This is a genomic window from Vibrio sp. VGrn 2, assembly GCF_009361695.1.
GTDB classification, from domain to species: domain Bacteria; phylum Pseudomonadota; class Gammaproteobacteria; order Enterobacterales; family Vibrionaceae; genus Vibrio; species Vibrio diabolicus.
Genome location: NZ_RBWD01000012.1, coordinates 91,163 through 113,300, shown reverse-complemented (window position 1 = coordinate 113,300; position 22,138 = coordinate 91,163). Strand labels below are relative to the sequence as shown.

Sequence of the window (22,138 nt, the reverse complement as noted above, 5' to 3'; positions counted from 1 at the left end):
GTGCTTGTATCAAACATCATTAATTTTGATTAAAGGTATTGAGAGGGATAAAACTCAATACACAGTGGATACAAATAAGATCGGGGGTTCACTACTGTGCTTGCTCAGCAAGCGTAGAAGAAGTAGTGCTTGATTTCGTATGCAACCAAAGTCCAGTCGCTTTCATTAGATAACCAAACACACCACCTAGCAGCAAAGATGGAATGACAAGTTGCCAGTTTCCATCAGCGGCAAATGTTGCGCAGGAACCAATAAAAGTGCCTGGAATGTACGCGAGCCAAGCCTGTTTCGCTTGAATACACATGAAAAATGCCACAATAGCGGTAATCACATAACCGATAATTTCCAAACCAACGTAAGTTGAACCGTGGATAATTACCATTGCCCAGAATACACCCGTCATATTAGTGATTAAGCTGATACCAAGTCCTTTCAATCCACTAGTTGGCGCAGCAAAGTAGCTCGTGCAACCTAAAAAACCATCCCAAGAAAGCAAACCTAAAGAAATGGCGATCCAACCCCATACGCCAGATAAAATTCCAGTAGTGATAGAGATAGCTAAAAGTGTCGTCATGGTAGTCGTACCTGCTTGGCTATTATCGTACCCATATGGCTCAATAACTGCCTTCATACATTGAAATCAAGGACACATGTTAGATACATCAGCCTTGTTTATCGGTGATAATGATCACAATAAGGCTATAACAATTTCATGACTTGCACTAAAAATTTGACGCAACCGATAAATCAACAGATTTAGGGAATGAGTATTTCTAGTGCTAGGTAAAAAGGATGTGTGTTGGATAGCTCCAATAGGTCACTCCAGCAAGCTTTAACGAGACTGGGAAGCTAATATCGGCGTGCAGAATCATGGGTCACCAAGTGAGTGCATAAAAGCTCCTGAATCACACTTGTTCTTCGAAGTTCAGTGTACTGTACATAGAAATATGCCACTCCCAATTAAGCGAGTGGCATTGCTGTGCTTCTAGAGTTTATTGCGTGTATTGAGTAGTAACTTACAATACCGAAGGCTTACCTTTCATCATGCGCAGACCTTCTCGTTTAATGCAGTCGACTAGTGGGTTTTCTGCCATATCAGCTCGCCATATAAATGAAAGTGTCCTTTCCATTTTTAGCTCGGGCACATTTAACGCAACAAGATGACCCGCTTCTATATATCGCTCTACATCTAAATACGGTAAACAAGTAAGGTACTGGCCGTTAGCAACTAAGCTGCGTAACACCGGAACGTGCTCGTACTCTCGCCACACATCCAAATCTTCAATTAGATGATGAATAGAGCTATCAAATGTTTTTCGTGTGCCAGAGCCATGCTCTCTCAACACCCACTTCGCTTGTTCTAACTGCGCGAGGCTTACAGATAGATTGCGAGCAAAAGGATGATGAGATGCAGCGACAACAGTAAGATGGTCTCGGCACCAGACTTCTTGGTGCAAACGGTTATCGTCACAACGCCCCTCGATGATCCCTAAGTCATATTTATAATCTAATACGCCATCAATAACCCCTTTTGTACTCTGCACACCAAGGGAAATACGCATTTCTGGAAAGTCATTATCAATGATACTGATAAGGTCTGGAACCAGATGCTCTGCCGGAGTTTGACTCGCGCCCATGCGAATCTCACCGCTTAACAAATGTTGCTCATAAAAGCCCATTTCAATCTGCAGTGCGTCTTGTAATAAGCGTTTTGCTTTTGGTCGTAACCACATACCCCAATGGGTTAACGCCATTTGCTTGCCCTGCCTCTCAAATAAAGGCCTGCCAAGCATTTTTTCTAATTGCGCAAGCGACATACTTGTCGCTGATTGTGTCAAAGCCAGTTTCTCTGCGGCCTGGCTTACACTGCCGGTATCTGCAACTGCGTCAAAAACCGCTAATTGCTTAAGTGAGTAGCGCAAAGTGTCCTCCATTATTGGTGAGTATTTTTCATACCCTCACAATCGTTAAAAACATGCCCCAATAAGCAATAGAGTTCATTTTACCTAGCCGCATAAAGTTATCAATTAATTTGATGAGGTTTCTAAATATTATCAATTTTACCTACCAAACCCTTCTCCTTATTCTGACTGTGCGGTTCGGGAACACCGCAAGCCTCAATGACTTTGAGACTGAAGTCATTGAGGCTTCTAAATAAAAACAACAATTCATTTTTGAGTTAATAACCAAGGAATTTTTATGCGATTACAAATTAAGGAGTCAATATGGCGGTGACCAGCTCTCAAAATCACCAGTACTTTTCTCCAAAAGAAATGATGGCTGAAGCGGAAAAATTTGCGTTAAATAAAGCAAACAAAACCAGCAGTATGACACTGAGTCTTGCCATCATGGCGGGCGCGTTCATTGGATTGGCGTTCTTGTTTTACATCACGGTGACTACTGGCAGCGCTGGCGCTGGTTGGGGCTTAAGCCGTCTTGCTGGCGGATTAGCATTTAGTATGGGCTTGATCCTCATCGTGATCTGCGGCGGTGAACTATTTACCAGCTCAGTTCTTTCCAGTATCTCATGGGCCAATAAGCAAATCTCGTTCGGAAAAATGCTTTCTATTTGGGGCAAGGTTTACGTTGGCAACTTCATTGGTGCGATGTTCCTACTTGCGCTAGTTACTGCAGCTGGTCTTTATCAAATGGATAGCGGTCAATGGGGGTTAAATGCGCTTAACATCGCGCAGCACAAGCTTCATCACACTCTCATTCAGGCGTTTGCGCTCGGCATCCTTTGTAACCTATTGGTCTGCCTAGCGATTTGGTTAACGTTTAGCTCTGCAAATGCAATGACAAAAGCAGCAATGACAATCATGCCTGTGGCCATGTTTGTCAGCAGTGGCTTTGAACACTGTGTCGCGAACATGTTTATGGTTCCACTTGGCATTGTTATCGCGAATTTTGCACCTGAGTCTTTTTGGGCCTCCGTCGGTGTGCCCGCTTCACAGTACGCAGACTTAAATATTGGGCACTTTATTACCGCTAACTTAATTCCTGTCACGCTTGGCAACATCGTCGGCGGAGCGGTTTTAGTTGGTCTTGCAAACTGGTGTATTTTTCGCCGACCAGAACTAAAAGCAGCGAATATATCTTCTATCACAACGACTACAACACTCTCGTCAGTTAAGGATTTCACCATGAAAAACGCATCTTTTGTTAAAGACATTATGAACCCAAAACCAGTTACCATCAGTGCAGAAACACCGATAGCAATCGCACTAGATGTGCTACTTGATAACAACGTAACTAGCGCACCTGTTGTAGACGTACAAAATCGATTGGTTGGCTTCTTCTCTGCTCACGATGTGATGGTAGAACTATGGTGTGAGGACTACATTCCGGTGAAAGACCAAAAAGTCGTCGACATCATGAGCCGCGATGTGGTCGCAATTGATGCTGGTGATCGTCTCGTTGATGTTGTCGAATTCCTATGTATCGATAAAGAGCAGTTGTACCCAACGAGCAACATGGGCATCGCCACTCGCATGACGTCTTTATCTTTAGAAGAACGCGCAAAAAGCATCAAAGTGAGCAAGCCACAAGTACTTCCTGTACTTGAAAATGGCCAGATGGTCGGTGTTGTTACTCGTACTGAAGTATTAAAAGCACTACGCCCGATTTTTGGTGAGCGTTTAAACCTAGTAGAAAAAAACGAGTTAGAAACAGCGTAATTCATTAAACGCTTGCAACGTCTGTTGGCTTTCAATCGCTGTCACTGACTGGCTTGCCAATGTTGTCGATTGTGATTGAGGTAATAAAAAAGCGCTCTTTCGTTGAAGAGCGCTTTTACTGTATCTAAAAGAAGCTCGTTACTTCTTAACGCCTTCGATATGAAGTTCCATATCAACATAGCTTGAAGCACCCATTACTGGGATATCAAAGTCAGCAAGCTCAAGGCGAGTGTTACCAACGAAGCCAGCGCGCTCACCACCCCATGGGTCACTACCTGCGCCAACGAATTCAGCTTCGATAGTAATAGGCTTAGTAACACCGTGTAGCGTTAGATCACCAGTTACATCTAGCTTGCCATTACCTTTATCAACCACTTTTGTGCTTTTAAAGGTCGCTTCGCTGTATTTACCAGCATCAATGAAGTCACCACTACGAATGTGCTTGTCACGTTCAGCGTGGTTGGAGTCTAAGCTAGTTGTATCAACAACAACATTCACTTTTGAATCAGCAATGTTGTTCTCATCAAAAGAAAAGTCACCAGAAAATGTATTGAAACGACCTTTGATGAAGCTGTAACCCAAGTGGCTAACTTTAAAGTTAATTGAAGCGTGAGCACCTTTGGTATCGATGACATAATCTGCAGCTTGCGCACCAAATGGTAGTGCCATAGCGATAGCTAATCCTGTAGCGAAGAGTGACTTTTTCATTTTGAAGCTCCTAACATTTTTCTTAATGTGTTGTCTTTATCGATAAAGTGGTGTTTAAGCGCAGCAATAGCGTGCAAACCTGCTATCAGGATGACGGCCCAAGCTGCGTAGAAGTGAATTTCACCCGCTATGTCTGATTGTCCTGGGAATAACTCTCCCGCTCCTGGCACGGTAAACCAATTAAAAACTTCGATACCGCGTCCATCAGACGTTGAAATGAGGTAACCTGAAACAAAGATGGTGATCAATAGTAGGTACATAACACCATGCGCTGCTTTAGCAGCAAGCACTTCGTAAGGTTTGCCTTCTACCTTTGGTGACGCCGTAACATGTTTCCATACAATGCGTGCCAAAGTTAAAATAGCGAGTAAAATACCGACAGAGCGATGGTAATGTGGCGCAGTTCGATACCATTCGCTGTAATAGCTAAGGTCGACCATCCACAAACCCACTGCAAATAGACCAATAATGCACAACGCAGATAACCAGTGCATCACGCGTGCAGTAAGGTTGTAATTCTTTACCAGTGTATCCATCTCAAGTTCCTAGATATATTCCTAAGTTAATGTTGAGCAAGAAACACTACATTAACCTATTTACGTCATATGAAACAGATTATTTACCATCATTTACATCCAGCCAATGGCACCGTATCTATCAAGTTGTTCGAATTTTTTGAAGGAACTTTAAATCGTTTATAAAACTGAAACTTACAGCTTAACTTCTTGTTCTATCTCATACAGCTCTTCGGACACTTCTAACATTCTACGTTCAACCAGTGATTTTGCATCTTCCACTCCCTTGTTGTAATAAATTGGCCCTAGTTTTTCTGTAATGAAATCAATAAGAAATTCACTATCGAACTGGCCAATCTCAACATCTAGTTCGTCCTGCATATAATCTTGAATGGCGGTTGCCAGCGTTTCTTTTTGTGCACGTTCTAACTTTATCATCTTTGCCCTTTTTCAGGATTTTGTTCTATGTGTGCTTCTATCGTCTTGCTCTCTTAAAGAGTAGGCGCGATCATTTGTGAGAAATTTGGTGTTTAGATCAAGAAGTTGCCGAAGTAAATTAGTCTATTCTCAAAAGACTATGCTAACCTTTTGCAGTTCGTTTTGTTAATTATTAAGGGATATTCTTTGCTACTCGACCTAGTGATTCAAAGTGTTAATGATTTTCAAGACGACTGTCTTAAGCTGTGTGAAAAGCATTACCCTGCGGTACATAACCAAGGCATGACTGAGCATCATCTTGGTCTCGCGTTTTCAAGAAGAATGGAACACACTTTCCGTCACTTCGGATACAACAGCGTGGTAAAACCAATTGAAGTTTTAAATACTCCGGACCTTCCTCATCACTACCGTATTTCATCTGAAATAGGCACGGTTTGGGTCCTGAGCCACCATATGGTCAGTGCGGGAAAATCTTGTCGAGAAAACTTACTCTCATCAATTACGGAATGGCAAAGCGAATATGGTTATGCGCTGCAACCGAATGATCTACTCTTTTTAGTTTGTGATCATTGGATCAGTCGCAGCAAAACGAGCCGAGAGTTGCTTCATTGGTGGATGGGAGAACTGCCCGATCAGATCAATGAATACACGGAGCAAGGCATCACGCTGTACACCAGCGAATCGCTGCTCACGCAATCGTTAGACACTCGATTTGGCATTAGTCCTTGTTACATTAAGTTTGGTCATCCTTTACGTCGCTCGAACAAACAACAGTTGGTCAGAAAATACTTACAACTGTATGCAGTACTACAATGGTAACATCAAATTGCATTAGGAAGATTGTCAGTCATTTCATCAATTTGTTTGATATCACTCGACAAATCTAATCATCTTTTACCATCATTCTTGCTTGAGTTCATGAGCCCACTTAGATTCACTGCCAATGAAATAAAAATTAGCGCGATAGCGCTGATGTAGAAGCATTGATTTAGGTTGTTGTAACAATGATGAGCACCTCGCAACTCCTTAGTTGCATCCGCAAACAAGCCGACGGGCAATATATTGCGAAATACGCAAAGCTCACTCTTCGAAGTGTCTTTCAACCTATATATAAAAAAGATATTTCTATCGTTGGACTTGAGGCACTAGTAAGAATTACCAATGCTAATGGCGCCATGATCAGGCCAGATCAGTTTTTCCAATCAAAAACCATTGCCGCTCAAGACCTACTCAATGTTGAACGCTTAAGTCGCCTAATTCATATCAAAAACTTTGCCCAATCTCACTTTCACAATAAACAACTGTTTCTTAATGTATTACCAGAAGCAGCAAAAATACTAGCCAGAGACATCACGTACAATTGGCTGCTAAAACAAACCATTTATCAATCTCATTTAGTAAATGAACAAATCGTCATGGAGTTGCTTGAGTTGAACGTAGAAGACGAGTCCTCTTTGTCGCAAGCAGCTCGTGAATTAAGCCAAGGCGGGTTTAAATTGGCGATCGACGATTATGGCGTCAATGCTTCAACAATTGAACGAGTGAAAGGCGTTCGTCCAGACATAATAAAGATGGATCGCTCGTTAATGCTGAGATACGAAAATGGTGACTGGAAAGCTCTAGTCGATGCATTATCACTAGCAAGAACGTTGCGTTCTAAAACCGTTATCGAAGGAATTGAAACCGAGCATCAACTTAACTTAATGAAAAAACTCGGTTTCGATATGTATCAAGGATACCTACTCGCTATCCCGCAAACGTTAGACGTTTATGAAGAGGCAAAAACAGCCTGACTATGTAAGAACAAAGTTTGTGCGGTTTAGCGAGAGTTACGTGATTTACCACGGTTCTTATGAATCGCTAATTTTGCTTTTAGCTTACGCTTCTCTGATGAACGGCTTCGACGGCGTCCACTACCATTTTTCTCAGGCTCGACTTCTTCTATAAGGCTTGGCTCGAAGCCTGCCAACCATTCTTGCGGTAGGCGTTGATCAAGCAAATTCTCGATAGCATGCAATAAATATTCTTCATCCCGACTCATTAGAGAGACAGCTAAACCTGACTTTCCTGCACGGCCAGTACGGCCTATACGGTGGACATAATCTTCGGCTTTAAATGGCATATCAAAGTTAACCACTTGCTCTAACTCTTGAATATCCAGTCCTCGTGCTGCTACATCTGTCGCAATCAACGCACGCACCTTACCTTGTTTGAACTCATCCAACGCTCTTTGACGCGCACCCTGTGACTTATCCCCGTTAATTGAAACCGCTTTTATGCCATCTAACTTAAGCTCTTTTGCTAGCTCATCGCTACCTTGCTTAGTTTTTGTAAATACAAGCACTTGCTGCCAATTGCGCGAGCCAATCAAGTACGCCAATAATTCACGTTTACGCTTTTTGTCTACCGGATAAACCACCTGTTTTACCGTTTCAGCCGTCGTGTTTGCTGGTGACACTTCAACTTCAACCGGCGATTCCATGAGTTTGTACGCAATAGTCTTGATTCGCTTTTCAAATGTCGCAGAGAACAACAGGATCTGTTTTTCGGCGGGTAAACGTCGGAAGATGCGTTGCAAGTCAGGCCAGAATCCCATATCTAACATACGGTCGGCTTCGTCTAGAACGAGCATACTGGTTTTGGAGATGTTTACGTTGCCATTAAACAGATGATCCAAAAGGCGGCCTGGTGTTGCAATCAAAATATCAACGCCCTCTTCTAACTTCCTCTTTTGTACGCCAATGCTTGTACCACCATAAACACACACAATGCGAAGTTCGGTTTGTGCAGAGTACTGATTCAAATTATCAAATACCTGCTGCGCAAGCTCGCGTGTTGGAACCAAAACCAATGCTTGAGGCGTACCGTTGAGTTTCTTTTGCTGAACGGTTTGTATAATAGGTAAACCAAACGCAGCTGTTTTCCCCGTACCAGTTTGTGCAGCAGCAAGTAAGTTCTTTCCTTCAAGGACATGTGGAATAGACTTTTCTTGCACTGGTGTTGGCGTCACGATATTTAGATTGCTTAGCGTCTCGATTAGCTTTTGTTCAATGCCTAAGTCAGCAAAATTAACAGACATGTGTAACCTCATTATTTTTGGAGCGCAGAGTTTACCAGAGCCCCAATAGCCATACTACTTTTCTATCTCATTGGGCTGAATCAATAAGCTGTTGCTGAAAATCATACGACTGGCGTAAAACGTCTCGATAGAGTGTCGAGAACTTCTCTTCCAATACTGTGTAATCACTCTCAATCACTTTAAATGTTGTAGTAAGGTCAGCCATTCTCGGGCTTCTTTGCGACATTCGATGTAATGCAAATTCGATACTATCCAGGTCTTGGTATGACTGAAGCCATCGACCGTGCCACATCCGGCTGTGGAGCACCAAAAAACGCGGCGGCAAATGTTCATTAACGTCACGGTTTACTCGCTCGTATGCCGAGTCGACAAAGTGTTCGAGAGATACGGCATAAAAGTCGTTCCAGTGTTTTGCGAGACAATGGTCCCAGAACATATCGAGAGCGATAGGGGCAAAGCGCCGCGCAGTACCTTTGAAGTGAGGTTTGCATTCGTTAACAATAGGATGGTGATCGGTAATGCGGTCAACAAATCTATGTAATTTAATGCCGTTCGAGATATCACGTTCATACAGCTTGCTTGGATCTCCTTTTACGAAGTCTCCAAGCAAGTTTCCCAATAAATGGCTGTTACAGTGGTCTGCGATATGCAGGTGGGCTAGAAAGTTCATCCGACGCCAGTTTTGGCCTTTAAGGCTTGGTGTGACATGAACCTAGTATAACGTCAATTACGACGAGATGAGAGTGTTCCGCTATTCGGCTTCGTTGTCTGAGCCAACGTATTCCGACAAGATAATGCCAATTTCAAGCGCATCTAGCAGCTCTAGGCTCTCATCGTTTTGGTATTGGTCGCTCATTGTGACCTCCTTTATTTTAAGCTCTCTTGCTTGTACTTGCTGACGGCTTGGCCTTGCCATATCCACGTCAACAACTCCTTTTTATAGTCTTTATATGACACATTCATGACAGCGAGAAGTAAAGATTTAAAAACCTATGAGCAGAATCAAAAGTAAACGTTTGCAACCAGATTTCATATCTACTTAGCACTTCAGAGAAATAGCTCTTTTATCAATATTTATGTCAATTTAAAGATATAACATACCGTTATAGGCGTCCTTAGATCTCATTTCTTAAACTAAATTTAGTTTTCGTTACATATTTTGCTGATTAACTTCGCATATTTTGTTTCGATATAGCAATAGATTTGGTCAATATCTTTTATCTCTAATGGAGCTTTAAATGAGAGAAGTTGAGTTTAGAACGATAGACAGGCTGTTTATCAAGATGTCTATCAACGACAAAATGTGGGTTATATTCCTGCTGTTTTTAGTAGCCCTCACTTCTGTGGCTGGAAGCCGCTACTTCAATGAAATACAACAATTTAAACAACAAGCGATTTCTGCTAGCGAAGCGAAACTTTCTGGTATTGTTGACGCTCAACCAGGTCATGTTCCACAAATTAACGGCGTATCGAAATCAAGTCGCGTAAGCGAGAGCTCTTTTGTTGATGGCTCTGTCACCGCTTATGCAAAGTTGCATTCTGGCGAAGTGATTAAGTTGACTCAAAACGTATCCACGCAATACGAATCTGCAAAGTTGTCAGCCTTAACCTCTCTGTTACTCAGCTTTTTATGGGTTGTTCCTTTTGCCCTTTTCTCTTACTGGGTTGCGACCTTTATAGGAGGCGCCCTGTGGGTTTTATATACGACAACCGAAAAAATTGGTGAAGGTGATTTAACCTCTCGCCTTGGTTTTCATCCTGGCCGAGACGAGTTTGGCACCATTGGTTGCGCGTTAGATAAATCTATGGACACCTTAAGTGAACTGGTTAACAGTGTGAAAAATAATGCGGCTACATTGAGTGAGACATCTTCTGCATTCGAAAAAGATATGCAGTTGAGCGAAACGCAGATATCTCATCAATATCAAACACTCGATTCCGTCGCGACAGCAATGGAAGAAATGACAGCCTCTGCAAAAGAAGTATCCAGCATTTCCCAACAAGCGACGATGCAATCCGATCAGGATGCTCAAAAGATCGAGCTAAGCAGAAATCGCGTGCAAAATGTGATTGGAGAAATTGAGACGTTATCCAGCTATATTGAACAGGCTTCCACATCAGTAACCAATTTAAATGAAAACACGACGCAGATTAATGACGTTATCACAACGATCAATGCCATTTCAGAACAAACCAACCTATTGGCTCTGAATGCGGCAATTGAAGCGGCACGCGCCGGGGAGCAAGGTCGTGGATTTGCTGTGGTTGCTGATGAAGTGCGTACATTGGCAAGCCGAACTCAACAGGCAACAGTAGAAATTCAAGCCATGATTGAGAAACTACAAACTGAGAGCCAGAACATTGCTTCAATCACTGATCGAACCGTTCAACAAGCGCAAACCAGTAGCCAGCTTATTGATGAAATTGGTCATGATGTGACGTCTATTGCTGAATCCGCACGCACATTGATGGACATGAGTATCCAAATTTCCACCTCAGCAGAAGAACAAAGCGCAGTCGCCAACGATATTGCATCTGAGCTTTCAGAAATTCGCAGCCAGTCGAGCACAATCAGAGAAGTTGCAGAGCAATCTACCGTAGGGGTAGCTAATCTCACTCAGGCGTCAGTGTCTCTTGGTGAGGTATTACAACGCTACCGCACAGCATAACTTTGCAGCATTTATGATCAACAAGGGCTCCTCAGGAGCCCTTTTCTTTAAGCCGTTTTCAGCCGTTATCGTCGATATTTTCTACTACACACAAGTGGATATTTGAAGTGAATCTCAAGTTCTCGCTGTACCTGATGAAATAATGTTCATAAACAAAGCGTTCCGCTATGCTTAATCCTGCCAATTCCAATTTGCTGCTGGAAAACAATATGAATAATTACAAAGATACAAAAGACATCGAAAACCTAAGTTGCCCACTCTGCCAGGGTGATGAATATCTCATTTCATCGGATGGAGAGAAATTCACATGCGCTGCTTGCGGATTTCATACAAAAAGCTTCTCATCCATCCAATGCCTACATCAAACCCCTTACCTACAGTCCAAACTTAAACATATCCATAGCTTAAGTACGGTGTGCCATTAAGAGATTAAACAGAGCAGCTAAATAGCTGCTCTTTTAATTCATCTAAATGTTGAATGCGAATTACGCGTTCATCATCAACACGATTGATTGCCTCACCATTAAATAGCTGTACGGTTTTAATGCCAGCGTTTAATCCCGCTTCTACGCCTTTAGGTGTGTCATCAATATAAAGACAGTCGCTCGGTAAAAAGCCCATGCTCATTGCACTGTACATAATTAAGTCAGGTTCAGGCTTCCAACTATTCGCATCGAATGCAGAGAACACTTTCCCCTGGAAAGCATCGAGCAATCCTGTTAACTCCAATGCGTATTCTATTTTATCTTTCGGCCCATTGGACGCGACACAATATTCGATATTATGCGAATCCAAAAACTGAATTAATCGCTTTGCGCCATCCATCGGCTGTAAGTGGCGAACAAAAAGAGACTGGACTTCTTCACGGTATTGCGGCTCTAAGACATCAATAGGGACTTTGATATCTTTCAGCTCTTTAGTATCTAAAAGGATGTCAGCGAGCTTTCCTCCTTTAAAATGAGAAACGCACTCTTCCATCGTTAATTCTGCGCCATGCAGGTTAAATACATTGACGAGAGCTTGGCAACACAATCGTTCACTATCGACCAACGTACCATCACAATCAAATATCACGCACTTAATATTGGTAATTGCCATAGCCATCTCCAGACATCTTAAAGGCTAATGCCCTAGCTGATTTTAAAAATGTTGGCTTAATCTTATTTAAGTTTGGGATTGTTGAAACGACGAGCTTGGCATTTCATGGAAATAGAGGGGAGCAATTACAGTTTTTCTAAGCAAGATCACCTATCGTCATCTTGCTTTGCTTTTTATGCATTTGAGTGCGCAAATTAGCTTTCAATAATCACCGAATCTAAAAGCTTGTGTTCGGTACTTAGTCTTTTAGCAAGATCCGCCACAAACGAACTCTTGTATTTTGATTCAGAAACCGCGACATCAGAGATAAGCGTGTTTCCTTCAAGGTGGCTAATAATAGCGGCACCAATTGGAGCTCCAGATTTAAAACCAACATATAATTCAAAATCTGGCGTTAGAATTATCTGAGTGAGATATTCCACAATCATATCTTTATCGTACTGTTGATCCCAACGCTGAGACTGCAGGACAGAAAACATGATAGTAAGTCGGTGAAAATCGACCAGAAAAATATCGTCAGAGCTAAATTCAGAATTACTCTCAAGTAGCGTGTCTTTGTCGACCACTTGATAGGTTGCTTGTTCTAGTGCTTTGAAATAGACATCACGCCCTTTCAGACTCTCTGGTGTTGGAAATTCAACTTCAACCAGATCATACAGCCATGTATTTTTACGCTCGATACTGGCTAACTGTTGTTCATTCATTTTGATACCTTAGTTGCAAAACGAAATGTGCAGAGTGTTTCATTCTCACATAGAGTGAAGCTTAGACAGAGCGACAAGCGATATAAAGTCAAACATATTGGGAGAAAGTATGGTCACTCTAACTCATCATTTCGTTTAGAGCAGTACATTAGCATGAAGCCCACAACAAACCTAGCGTACGTAGACCTTTCCTTGGCTAAATTTTGTTTTAGTTGCAAACCTCTGATAGATTTCATCAATATCTTTCCTAGTTAAGGACAAAAATAATGAAAAAGATGCTGTTAAGTGCATTGCTTGCTACTACGCTGGTTGGTTGTTCAGATAACGATGTTGCTGATGTAGGACTCGGTTGGTTTACTTTGAAAGACATCAAAGTAGGTGAATTAAAAGACGAGGTAGTCACGGGGGTGACGTGTCACATCGCTTCTATCGAAGCCGATTTTAGCTTGGCGGATCCAAGTGACAGCTCAATATCATGTCGTCAGACTGGCGAAATCACGTCGGAGATGATTGCAAAAATAGATAAAAGTAAGTCTGGCGAAATTGTATTTAAGAAGTCAAAAAGTATTTTCTTCAAAACAATGAAGGTTCGTCGTATTTATGACGCAGACAACCAAACCTTACTCTACCTGTCTTACACAACAAAAGAGACAGACGGTAGCTTTAAGCACAGCCTATCGACGGTTCCACTTTGGGGCACCAAGGCTTACGTTGAGCCAACTGAAGTGAAAAAGTAACGCAGCTAATTTTGGGTAGCTCCAAGCTCGTTGTTAAAGAGAATGACCGATCAACAATCTGAAAAGCGACCAATTGTAGTACTATAAGCATCAGTAATTTAGGCTATCTTGGTCGCAATTTCTCCAGCTCGCTGATTTTTTCAGCGGGCAAACTTCTTTGTAATAAAACGCCACGATTTTCATTTTTTTGTGATACAATCCCGCCTCTTTTTTTTCTCACTCAAGAACAAGCATGAAGTTTCCTGGTCAGCGTAAATCTAAACACTACTTCCCAACTCACGCTCGAGATCCATTAGTAAACCAAATCCGACAAGCGCCTAAGCTATATCGCCCAACTATTGTTGGTGTCGGTCAAACCATCGTAGATATCGAAGCGCGTGTAGATGATGCGTTTTTAGAAAAATACAACCTAAGTAAAGGACATTCACTCGTTCTTGAAGAAAGCAAAGCAGATGCACTTTACGAAGAACTGGTTGAGCAAGGCCTGATCACACACCAATACCCAGGTGACACGATTGGCAACACGCTCCACAATTACTCAGTATTGGCGGATAGCAAATCCGTTTTGCTCGGTGTGATGTCCAAGAACATTCAAGTTGGTTCTTTTGCTTACCGCTACCTTTGCCGCACGTCTTCACGCATGAACCTCAACCACCTACAAACGGTAGATGGTCCTATTGGTCGTTGCTATACCCTGATTTCTCAAGATGGCGAACGCACATTTGCTATCAATGAAGGTCACATGAACCAACTACTTCCGGAAAGCATTCCTGAAGAGATCTTTGAGAAAGCATCAGCTCTAGTTGTTTCTTCTTACCTAATGCGCGGTAAAGAAGAGGATCCAATGCCGAAAGCGGTACAAAAAGCGATCGACTTTGCCAAGAAGCACGATGTCCCTGTTGTACTAACTTTAGGCACAAAATACGTTATCGAAGGTAACGCGCAGTGGTGGCAAGAGTACATTCGCGAGAACATATCTGTTGTTGCAATGAATGAAGAAGAAGGCGCGGCATTAACAGGCGAGACAGAACCGCTAGCGGCTGCTGATAAAGCACTTGAGTGGGTCGATCTTGTTCTATGTACTGCTGGGCCAAATGGCCTATACATGGCAGGTTACACTGACGAAAAAGTAAAACGAGAAACCACACACGACATTCTTGAAGGTTCAATTGAAGCCTTTAACCAATACGAATTTAGTCGTGCGATGCGTAAAGGAGATTGTGAGAAGCCAATGAAGGTATACTCTTACATTGGTCCTTACCTGGGTGGTCCACTAGAGATTAAGAACACCAACGGCGCAGGTGATGCGGCGCTTTCTGCTTTACTGCATGATATGGCTGCAAACTCTTTCCATCAAAAAGAAGTGCCTAACTCAGAAAAGCACGAAGTACGCTGTTTGACTTACTCATCACTTTCTCAGATCTGTAAATATGCAAACCGAGTAAGCTATGAAGTGTTGACGCAACACTCTCCTCGCCTATCGCGAGCACTTCCTGAACGAGAAGATAGCTTAGAAGAAACTTACTGGGATCGTTAAGATCACAGCTTTAAAGCTAAAAATACATCAAGGTCACCATTTGGTGGCCTTTTTGTTTTGATCTGGCGCAGTAAATAGTAGATTTTGTTAGTATGTAGCACAGTATAGAGCAGTAAACTCTTTACATACCGAATCGAAACCGTACTATCACCGAGCAAACGTTTGCCCAACAATAATACTTGCTCCAACTCAGATTGTTTTTCAACACTACCTGCGAGTCACTTTAGGGATTATCCATGCAGTCAGATATTGAAATTTGCCGAAACACACCACTTTCTTCTATTGATGTTATTGCGGAAAAAGTAGGGTTACTACCCGAAGAATATGACACTCACGGGAAGCACAAAGCCAAAGTCCATCCAAAATGTTTGGAGCGGCTAAAAGAGAATGATAACGGTAAGCTTGTGCTTGTTACTGCGATCACTCCTACCCCACTTGGCGAAGGAAAAACCGTTACAACAGTCGGACTGGCGCAAGGTTTAGCTAAGCTTAGACAATCCGTTATCGCATGTATTAGACAACCTTCTATGGGGCCTGTATTCGGTATTAAAGGCGGTGCTGCTGGCGGTGGTTATTCCCAAGTTGCTCCAATGGAAGAACTGAACTTACACCTTACTGGTGATATCCATGCGGTGACGGCAGCGCATAATCTAGCTTCAGCCGCGCTTGATGCTCGCTTGTATCATGAACAGCGTGAAGGCTATGATGCCTTTGAAGCACGTACTGGATTAAAGGCACTTAAAATCGATACGGCAAGCATTACTTGGAAACGAGTAATGGACCATAATGATCGTGCACTACGTAACGTCAAAATTGGGTTAAATGAGCCAGGAAAAATCATCAATGGATACGAACGCGACGAAGGGTTCGATATTTCTGCCGCGTCTGAGTTAATGGCTATCATTGCACTGGCTAAAGATTTGAAAGATTTACGTCAGCGTATCGGGAAAATTGTCGTAGCGTACGATTTGAACGGAAACCCCGTAACCACGGAGGATCTGCAAGTTGCAGGAGCAATGGCAGTGACATTAAAAGAGGCCATTGCACCGACACTGATGCAAACTCTGGAAGGTGTTCCTACGTTGATTCACGCAGGCCCGTTTGCGAACATCGCCCATGGAAATTCATCCATTATTGCCGACGACATCGCGCTAAAGCTATCAAGTTACACAGTAACAGAGGCGGGGTTTGGTTCGGACATGGGATTTGAGAAAGCGTGTAACATTAAAGCTGCCGCCGCCAGCAAGGCGCCAGATTGTGTAGTGATAGTAGCGACATTACGCGGCCTCAAAGCAAATTCTGGACACTACGATTTACGACCAGGTATGGCCATTCCAGATTCCATTTTTAATCCAGACCAAGCAGCATTGGAAGCGGGATTTGAAAACTTAAAATGGCACATTAATAACGTCCATAAATATGGCATTCCAGCTGTTGTCGCTATTAACCAGTTTCCGCAAGATTGTGAGAAAGAGCTTAAAATACTTGAAGAGCTGGTTCAGAAATTTAATCCGGAAGTTAAAGTCGCTATCAGCACCGCTTTTGCGCAAGGCGGGCAAGGCACTACTCAGTTAGCTCAACATGTTATTGACGCTTGTACCCAGCCTACAGAGTTTCGTCCTTTATACAGTAAAGAACAATCGTTACACGAAAAACTTATGGCTGTGTGTGAAGCTGGCTATGGTGCCGCCAATATAGAAATGAGTTCTCTTGCTACTGAACAGCTCAACCATTTTGAAAATCTAGGTTTTAACAACTTAGCGGTTTGCATAGCGAAAACCCCACTATCAATAACAACAGATTCCGCTGTCAAAGGCGCGCCGACAGGTTTTACCGTCCCTATCCGCGAGTTACGTCTGTGTGCTGGCGCTGGGTTTGTGTATGCGTTATCAGGCACGGTGATGACAATGCCAGGTTTGCCTGATAAACCTGCATTTATGAATTTAGACCTTGATGATGAAGGAAATATCGTCGGTCTCTCTTAGTGTAACGTCAACGTATAGTTGACTATAAAGGAAGCACGTTTAAAGAGTGAGTGGTTTACTTCTATATCCACTCACTTTGAACAGACGAAGAGGCGTGCTTGATTATCTTTATCTTACTGTTTTATCCTCACTTTACATTGTAAATCCATACTTATTTTCTCCCCTTCCCTATAATCTTGCGCCAATTTGATGCACGGCCTACTTAGCACTTCACTAATGTGGTGCAATTGCCTTGCGATGAACTTTTAACCCCTTTGATTTTTAAAGAGATATTCTATGGCTCGAATCTTGTACTAAAGTTTGCAGTAGTAAACACATCAGCAGAAGCATTTTCAAAACCCCTGCGCTGTAAACCACTTCCTCCTGGTTAGCACCGTTTTGATGCATGCAAAAAAGGGAAAGGGAATAATATGGAAGACGCACTCGCCGTAATTTTAGCTGGAGGGATGGGGTCTAGACTCAGCCCACTCACCGATGATAGAACCAAGCCAGCAGTACCTTTTGGCGGAAAGTATAGAATTATAGATTTCACACTAACCAACTGTTTACACTCAGGTTTACGTAAAATCCTTGTTTTGACCCAATACAAATCTCATTCACTTCAAAAACACTTGCGAGATGGTTGGTCAATATTCAACCCAGAGCTTGGCGAGTACATTACTGCGGTTCCACCCCAAATGCGCAAAGGTGGTGCATGGTATGAAGGAACTGCTGATGCGATTTATCACAACATGTGGTTACTATCGCGCAATGATGCGAAGTATGTGGTTGTGTTATCCGGCGATCATATCTATCGAATGGACTACGCCGCAATGCTTGAAGAGCATAAAGAGAAAGGTGCTAAGCTCACCGTTGCCTGTATGGATGTTCCCGTAGAGGATGCTTCAGCATTCGGGGTAATGGGCACCGCAGAAAACGGGCTAGTTACTTCATTTATAGAAAAACCAGAATGCCCACCCACCCTTCCTGGAAGCAAAACTAGAAGCCTCGTTTCTATGGGGATCTATATCTTTGATATGGATGTTTTAAAAGAAGCACTCGAAGACGACTCAAAACTCGATTCATCAAGTCATGACTTTGGAAAAGACATCATACCTAAGCTGATTGATACGGAATCCGTTTACGCTTATCAATTCTGTGGCAGTAAAGGGCGCGTCGATAAAGATTGCTATTGGCGCGACGTGGGTACCATTGATTCCTTCTATGAAGCGAATATGGATCTACTAGAACCTATGCCGCCAATGAACCTTTATCAGTCCAATTGGGCGATTCGTACTTACGAGCCGCAGTTTCCACCAGCTCGTACTGTATCGTCAGCTACGGGCAATGAAGGTATTTTTATTAACTCCATCATTGCTACCGGTGTCATCAATTCTGGAGGCTCAGTACAGCATTCCATCATTTCCTCTAACGTACGCATTCAAGACAGTGCCACGGTAGTCGATTCCATCATTTTTGATGACGTAGAGGTCGGTGAAGGAAGTCAGTTGGTCAACTGCATAGTTGATAAACATGTTCGTATTCCGCCACATACTCAAATTGGCATCAACAAACTAGAAGATGCGAAGCGATTTAAAATCTCAGACAAAGGTATTGTCGTCATACCCGAAAGTTACCAATTCGACTAAACGACAAACCATCGCAACAAAAAAGCGCACGATCATCATCGTGCGCTTTTGTTTAAGTGCCTATTAACGTTAGGCTATAACAAATAATACATAATAATTAGATGTTACATACCGTTGACCAGCTACCATCTGTGTCCGGCTCAGCCGCTGTCCACCAGTTCGCTTGGTAAACCACACCGTTGTGGATGATCTTATCACCTTGGTTAGCGTGGCTTGGGTTACCAGCCCAATCCGTTTGTGGTAGAGCTGGGTATGTCACTAAACCTGTCGTATCACACTTACCTGGTTCAGTAGTACCACCATCACCCGAGCCTGCATTTAGGTCACCAATTGGTAGTTCTGGCTGTTCAAACTTGAACGCAAACTCTTTACCACCAGAAATCACTGAGTAGTTAGCCGGACCAGAGATTGGTAGGTAGTAAACCATATCAAGCTCGTAAGTACCGCCCGCTGGTAAATCTTTCCAAGCAGGTAGAGAGAACGATACGCGGTGCATTACGCCATCTAAGCCACCGATGTTGTTTGCTCGAGTATGTCCAGAAGCAATGACTTTCAAACCGCCACCAGATTGATCTTTCGCGTTATCAGGAGCTGATACTGGGATATCAAACTGGAATTCAGTACCACCAGGGATTGCTTGACCAGTGTTGTTCGTAAACGTGATCTTCGGATTAATTGGGTAGTTTTGGTCGCCAACCTTAAAGCCGCCAACGCTGACTGTAATGTCTACCGCTTCTGTTGGTGTTGGACCCGTCGCAACTTTATTGCCGTAAGGTGTTGCAGACTTAAACTTGTCGTAGATAGCTTTGGTCATAGTGTTACCCATGTGGTACTCACCATTACCAGCTGCACAAGCTTGTTCAGTTGCATCTACTGCCGTACGATTACCATTTGCATCCAGTACGTAACAGTTGTAGTCACCTGCCAGTTCCCAGAACATAATACCGCCGATTTCTTTATCGATAACGTAATCAGCTTTCACTTCGATAGAAGCTTTATCTTCCGTAGATAGGAACACGCTTTTCTCTGCGTTCCACAACCAAGGCGCTACAGCAACGCTATCGTAATGACGAGTATATGTACCAACAAACTTATCCGAAGGATCGTTAACTGGATCAAGACCGTAAGCGGCTGCGTAAGAGCCCCAGATACCATTTTCTAGGTTCTTCGCATGCCACATTGGGTTAGAGCCAGCGCCCATTTCGTTGCCTTTAGGGTCTGTATCGTGCCACATGTTGTCGATACCAATAGCACCGTGACCACAGTTGTTCTTCTCACCTTCACCGGTACCTGGTTGACACTCAGCTTGGTTTGGCAGTGCTGCTCGGCCCCACAGACCATTTTCACCACCAGTAACACCTTGCCAACCACGGGTGTAGTAAGGAACACCGATGTTGATACGACCTGCTGGCATAGAACCACGGAAATAGTGGTAAGCCCAGTCTGTGTTCAAGTAACCGATACCACCGTATGCAGCCGTGCCGTATACGTTCCACTGGGCTAGCTCCGAGTCTTTACCTGTATCGAATAATGCTGCGTTGTGACCAACGTGATCATTCCAAGCCCCATGCAAGTCGTAAGACATGATGTTTACGTAGTCTAGGTACTTAGTTACATCGAAGGTTTCCATACCACGCAGTAGGTAACCTGAAGATGGTGCTGCGATAGTCAGCATATAATGAATGCCATCTTGCGCGGATGCCGCATCAAGTTTCTCACGCAATACTTTCATCAGCTCTTGGTAAGACGCCCATAGATACTGACGACGTGGTTCCATGAAGTCTTTGTCGTAAGGGTTACCAGCACCAGCCATTGATGTCGGGTATTCATAGTCGATATCCAGGCCATCGAACTTGTACAGACGCATCATTTCAACGGCTGAAGTTGCGAACTTCTCGATGCCTGCATGGTTAATAGAACCGTCCGCATTCGTCGTCATGGTGTAGAAACCACCATCAGCCACACGATTGCCGTTCGTATCGAAGTGACCGCCCGTTTCAGCCCAACCACCGATAGAGATTAACGTTTTAACATCATGTTTTTGCTTGTAAGTCGCGAGCGCACCAAAGTGACCTTTGAAGCCAAGAGCAGGATCTACCTCAACGCCAGGCCAAGTTTTACCCGTAGCAGGGTTGTTAGGGTCATTAACGTCACCAACGTTTACTTTACCATCAGAACCAATGCTCACAAACGCGTAGTTAATGTGAGTAAGTTGCTCCCAAGGAATATCTTTAACAAGGTAAGTAGATTGAGGGTCCTCACCTGCGCGCCAGCTAGTAAAGTAACCAATCACACGACGTGGGTGATCGGCGCCCATTTTCTCGCGACCTTCTTCGTCATAAATAGAACAGTAAGGAACGTCTACACCCGTTGTTTGATACAAGCCATCAGGGCGACAGTTAGATGTCACCGCGCCACCGTTTACCGTTAACGTCGCAAGTGCAGAATCTGCTGTTGCTCCGGCATCATCGGTTACTCTCGCATAAACACTTAGCGAACCAGCTTGTGAAGGCGTTACATCAAGCGTGTATGGCGCAGTTGTTGCGGTGCCAGCAAGGACGCCCGCCACATAGAAATCAACTTTAGCAACGGTGCCATCCGCATCTGCGGCATTCGCAGTCAGTGTGACGGAGCCACCTAAGTCAATAGAAGTAGCAGAAAGCGCAACATCCACTGTCGGCGCTTCGTTACCAGGTTGTGCTGGTGCCACAGTTAACGTCACAGCGCTTGCTGTGCTCACTGCACCTGCATCATCATACGCCTTAGTAGAGAATTCGTGCTGGCCTTCAGTCGCTGTCCATGACGCAGCATAAGGCGCAGACGTTGCCTGACCAACTAATACGCCATCAACAAAGAACTCTACTTTGCTAACAGTACCATCGGTATCTGCTGCATCTGCAGCTAGGTTAACAACATCCCCCGCAGTCACAGAAGCCGACGCAGAAGGCGATGTTAGAGTAACAGTCGGGACTTCATTCTGAGGTGGATCAACCGGTCCAGTGCCATCACATGCGCCAAGTGTTTCCCACTCGCCCCACTCACCAGATTGCGCTGGGTTACTGTTTTGCGTCCAGTAACGTGCTTTGTAAGCATTACCTTCATGTTGAACTTGGTCACCACCGTTATAAACTTTTGATGATTGCCAAGTTTCTAGAGGGGCACAGTCAACCGCTGCGTAGCTATTGAAGGCCATAAGACAAGAAGCGGTGAGAGTGCTTAGTGTGAACACGCTTTTCACTGCGTTGCCGTTTTTAAGGTGCATAATCGCTCTTCCTTAAGTTATTGTTAAAACAATACTAAATGCGCTAAACAAAGCGCACTTATACTTTTATTTCGACGTAAAATAACTTAAGTACAAGTTGG

At 43.5% G+C, this 22,138-nt stretch carries 18 protein-coding genes; 8 read left to right on the top strand and 10 right to left on the bottom strand.

Annotation, left to right across the window (positions count from 1 at the left end; genetic code table 11):
* Positions 1-91 precede the first annotated feature (91 nt).
* Together D8S93_RS18470 and D8S93_RS18465 are read right to left on the bottom strand one after the other, a co-directional pair.
* Entirely contained in the window at positions 92-574 is a 483-nt protein-coding gene (locus tag D8S93_RS18470) for a DUF1097 domain-containing protein (protein WP_152814769.1), read from the bottom strand.
* A gap of 442 nt (positions 575-1,016) precedes the next feature.
* Positions 1,017-1,922 carry a LysR substrate-binding domain-containing protein gene (locus tag D8S93_RS18465; RefSeq protein ID WP_152814660.1) on the bottom strand — a complete coding sequence of 302 codons (906 nt, stop codon included), beginning with the start codon at positions 1,920-1,922 and terminating at the stop codon, positions 1,017-1,019.
* Positions 1,923-2,225: 303 nt separating this feature from the next.
* On the opposite strand from D8S93_RS18465, the gene focA reads away from it, so the two are divergent.
* Positions 2,226-3,677, top strand: coding sequence for a formate transporter FocA (gene focA / locus D8S93_RS18455; protein WP_152814658.1), 1,452 nt, complete (start codon positions 2,226-2,228; stop codon positions 3,675-3,677).
* A gap of 138 nt (positions 3,678-3,815) precedes the next feature.
* Here the strand turns inward: focA and D8S93_RS18450 are convergent, their stop codons facing one another.
* The 3 genes from D8S93_RS18450 to D8S93_RS18440 all read right to left on the bottom strand — a co-directional run bounded on the left by D8S93_RS18450 (position 3,816) and on the right by D8S93_RS18440 (position 5,338).
* Positions 3,816-4,385 (bottom strand): YceI family protein, encoded by a 570-nt coding sequence (locus D8S93_RS18450; RefSeq protein WP_005395526.1) that lies wholly within the window; start codon positions 4,383-4,385, stop codon positions 3,816-3,818.
* Positions 4,382-4,921 (bottom strand): cytochrome b, encoded by a 540-nt coding sequence (locus D8S93_RS18445; protein ID WP_124007873.1) that lies wholly within the window; start codon positions 4,919-4,921, stop codon positions 4,382-4,384. The genes D8S93_RS18450 and D8S93_RS18445 overlap by 4 nt, the downstream gene beginning before the upstream one ends.
* Positions 4,922-5,095: 174 nt before the next feature.
* Positions 5,096-5,338 (bottom strand): DUF2164 domain-containing protein, encoded by a 243-nt coding sequence (locus tag D8S93_RS18440; protein WP_005395529.1) that lies wholly within the window; start codon positions 5,336-5,338, stop codon positions 5,096-5,098.
* Between the two features lie 186 nt (positions 5,339-5,524).
* Here D8S93_RS18440 and D8S93_RS18435 point away from each other — a divergent pair, with 186 nt between their 5' ends.
* Both D8S93_RS18435 and D8S93_RS18430 read left to right on the top strand, forming a co-directional pair.
* Positions 5,525-6,157, top strand: coding sequence for a hypothetical protein (locus D8S93_RS18435; protein WP_152814656.1), 633 nt, complete (start codon positions 5,525-5,527; stop codon positions 6,155-6,157).
* A 185-nt stretch (positions 6,158-6,342) separates the two neighbouring features.
* Positions 6,343-7,131, top strand: coding sequence for an EAL domain-containing protein (locus D8S93_RS18430; RefSeq protein ID WP_152814655.1), 789 nt, complete (start codon positions 6,343-6,345; stop codon positions 7,129-7,131).
* 26 nt (positions 7,132-7,157) lie between these two features.
* Here D8S93_RS18430 and D8S93_RS18425 read toward each other — a convergent pair whose 3' ends face one another.
* Positions 7,158-8,417, bottom strand: a complete 1,260-nt coding sequence (locus tag D8S93_RS18425; protein WP_193621645.1) for a DEAD/DEAH box helicase — start codon at positions 8,415-8,417, stop codon at positions 7,158-7,160.
* Between the two features lie 67 nt (positions 8,418-8,484).
* Positions 8,485-9,087 (bottom strand): ACP phosphodiesterase, encoded by a 603-nt coding sequence (locus tag D8S93_RS18420; RefSeq protein WP_139060986.1) that lies wholly within the window; start codon positions 9,085-9,087, stop codon positions 8,485-8,487.
* A gap of 568 nt (positions 9,088-9,655) precedes the next feature.
* Here D8S93_RS18420 and D8S93_RS18410 point away from each other — a divergent pair.
* A complete protein-coding gene (locus D8S93_RS18410; protein WP_152814653.1) occupies positions 9,656-11,086 on the top strand; it encodes a methyl-accepting chemotaxis protein in 1,431 nt (476 codons plus the stop codon).
* A 429-nt stretch (positions 11,087-11,515) separates the two neighbouring features.
* Here the strand turns inward: D8S93_RS18410 and D8S93_RS18400 are convergent, their stop codons facing one another.
* Positions 11,516-12,184 carry an HAD-IA family hydrolase gene (locus tag D8S93_RS18400; RefSeq protein ID WP_005397612.1) on the bottom strand — a complete coding sequence of 223 codons (669 nt, stop codon included), beginning with the start codon at positions 12,182-12,184 and terminating at the stop codon, positions 11,516-11,518.
* A gap of 194 nt (positions 12,185-12,378) precedes the next feature.
* The gene (locus D8S93_RS18395; RefSeq protein ID WP_006742250.1) at positions 12,379-12,888 is read right to left on the bottom strand and encodes a hypothetical protein; all 510 of its coding nucleotides are present in this window, start codon (positions 12,886-12,888) and stop codon (positions 12,379-12,381) included.
* A gap of 266 nt (positions 12,889-13,154) precedes the next feature.
* On the opposite strand from D8S93_RS18395, the gene D8S93_RS18390 reads away from it, so the two are divergent.
* The 4 genes from D8S93_RS18390 to glgC all read left to right on the top strand — a co-directional run bounded on the left by D8S93_RS18390 (position 13,155) and on the right by glgC (position 18,775).
* Positions 13,155-13,625: a CreA family protein gene (locus D8S93_RS18390; protein ID WP_104970679.1), complete on the top strand. Its 471-nt coding sequence runs from the start codon at positions 13,155-13,157 to the stop codon at positions 13,623-13,625.
* A 232-nt stretch (positions 13,626-13,857) separates the two neighbouring features.
* Entirely contained in the window at positions 13,858-15,162 is a 1,305-nt protein-coding gene (locus tag D8S93_RS18385) for an inosine/guanosine kinase (RefSeq protein ID WP_005397615.1), read from the top strand.
* Positions 15,163-15,398: 236 nt separating this feature from the next.
* Complete coding sequence (locus tag D8S93_RS18380; RefSeq protein WP_152814652.1) at positions 15,399-17,147, top strand: formate--tetrahydrofolate ligase; 1,749 nt, start codon at positions 15,399-15,401, stop codon at positions 17,145-17,147.
* Between the two features lie 410 nt (positions 17,148-17,557).
* The gene (gene glgC / locus D8S93_RS18375; protein ID WP_065646271.1) at positions 17,558-18,775 is read left to right on the top strand and encodes a glucose-1-phosphate adenylyltransferase; all 1,218 of its coding nucleotides are present in this window, start codon (positions 17,558-17,560) and stop codon (positions 18,773-18,775) included.
* A gap of 97 nt (positions 18,776-18,872) precedes the next feature.
* On the opposite strand, the gene D8S93_RS18370 is transcribed toward glgC, so the two are convergent.
* Positions 18,873-22,037 carry a chitinase C-terminal domain-containing protein gene (locus D8S93_RS18370; protein WP_152814651.1) on the bottom strand — a complete coding sequence of 1,055 codons (3,165 nt, stop codon included), beginning with the start codon at positions 22,035-22,037 and terminating at the stop codon, positions 18,873-18,875.
* Positions 22,038-22,138: the final 101 nt, after the last annotated feature.

Bases quoted from the DNA above. Each gene is read 5' to 3' on its own strand.
- D8S93_RS18470 (WP_152814769.1), bottom strand. From the start codon at position 574: ATGACGACACTTTTAGCTATCTCTATCACTACTGGAATTTTATCTGGC.
- focA (WP_152814658.1), top strand. From the start codon at position 2,226: ATGGCGGTGACCAGCTCTCAAAATCACCAGTACTTTTCTCCAAAAGAA.
- D8S93_RS18450 (WP_005395526.1), bottom strand. From the start codon at position 4,385: ATGAAAAAGTCACTCTTCGCTACAGGATTAGCTATCGCTATGGCACTA.
- D8S93_RS18445 (WP_124007873.1), bottom strand. From the start codon at position 4,921: ATGGATACACTGGTAAAGAATTACAACCTTACTGCACGCGTGATGCAC.
- D8S93_RS18440 (WP_005395529.1), bottom strand. From the start codon at position 5,338: ATGATAAAGTTAGAACGTGCACAAAAAGAAACGCTGGCAACCGCCATT.
- D8S93_RS18430 (WP_152814655.1), top strand. From the start codon at position 6,343: ATGATGAGCACCTCGCAACTCCTTAGTTGCATCCGCAAACAAGCCGAC.
- D8S93_RS18425 (WP_193621645.1), bottom strand. From the start codon at position 8,417: ATGTCTGTTAATTTTGCTGACTTAGGCATTGAACAAAAGCTAATCGAG.
- D8S93_RS18420 (WP_139060986.1), bottom strand. From the start codon at position 9,087: ATGAACTTTCTAGCCCACCTGCATATCGCAGACCACTGTAACAGCCAT.
- D8S93_RS18410 (WP_152814653.1), top strand. From the start codon at position 9,656: ATGAGAGAAGTTGAGTTTAGAACGATAGACAGGCTGTTTATCAAGATG.
- D8S93_RS18400 (WP_005397612.1), bottom strand. From the start codon at position 12,184: ATGGCAATTACCAATATTAAGTGCGTGATATTTGATTGTGATGGTACG.
- D8S93_RS18395 (WP_006742250.1), bottom strand. From the start codon at position 12,888: ATGAATGAACAACAGTTAGCCAGTATCGAGCGTAAAAATACATGGCTG.
- D8S93_RS18390 (WP_104970679.1), top strand. From the start codon at position 13,155: ATGAAAAAGATGCTGTTAAGTGCATTGCTTGCTACTACGCTGGTTGGT.
- D8S93_RS18385 (WP_005397615.1), top strand. From the start codon at position 13,858: ATGAAGTTTCCTGGTCAGCGTAAATCTAAACACTACTTCCCAACTCAC.
- D8S93_RS18380 (WP_152814652.1), top strand. From the start codon at position 15,399: ATGCAGTCAGATATTGAAATTTGCCGAAACACACCACTTTCTTCTATT.
- glgC (WP_065646271.1), top strand. From the start codon at position 17,558: ATGGAAGACGCACTCGCCGTAATTTTAGCTGGAGGGATGGGGTCTAGA.
- D8S93_RS18370 (WP_152814651.1), bottom strand. From the start codon at position 22,037: ATGCACCTTAAAAACGGCAACGCAGTGAAAAGCGTGTTCACACTAAGC.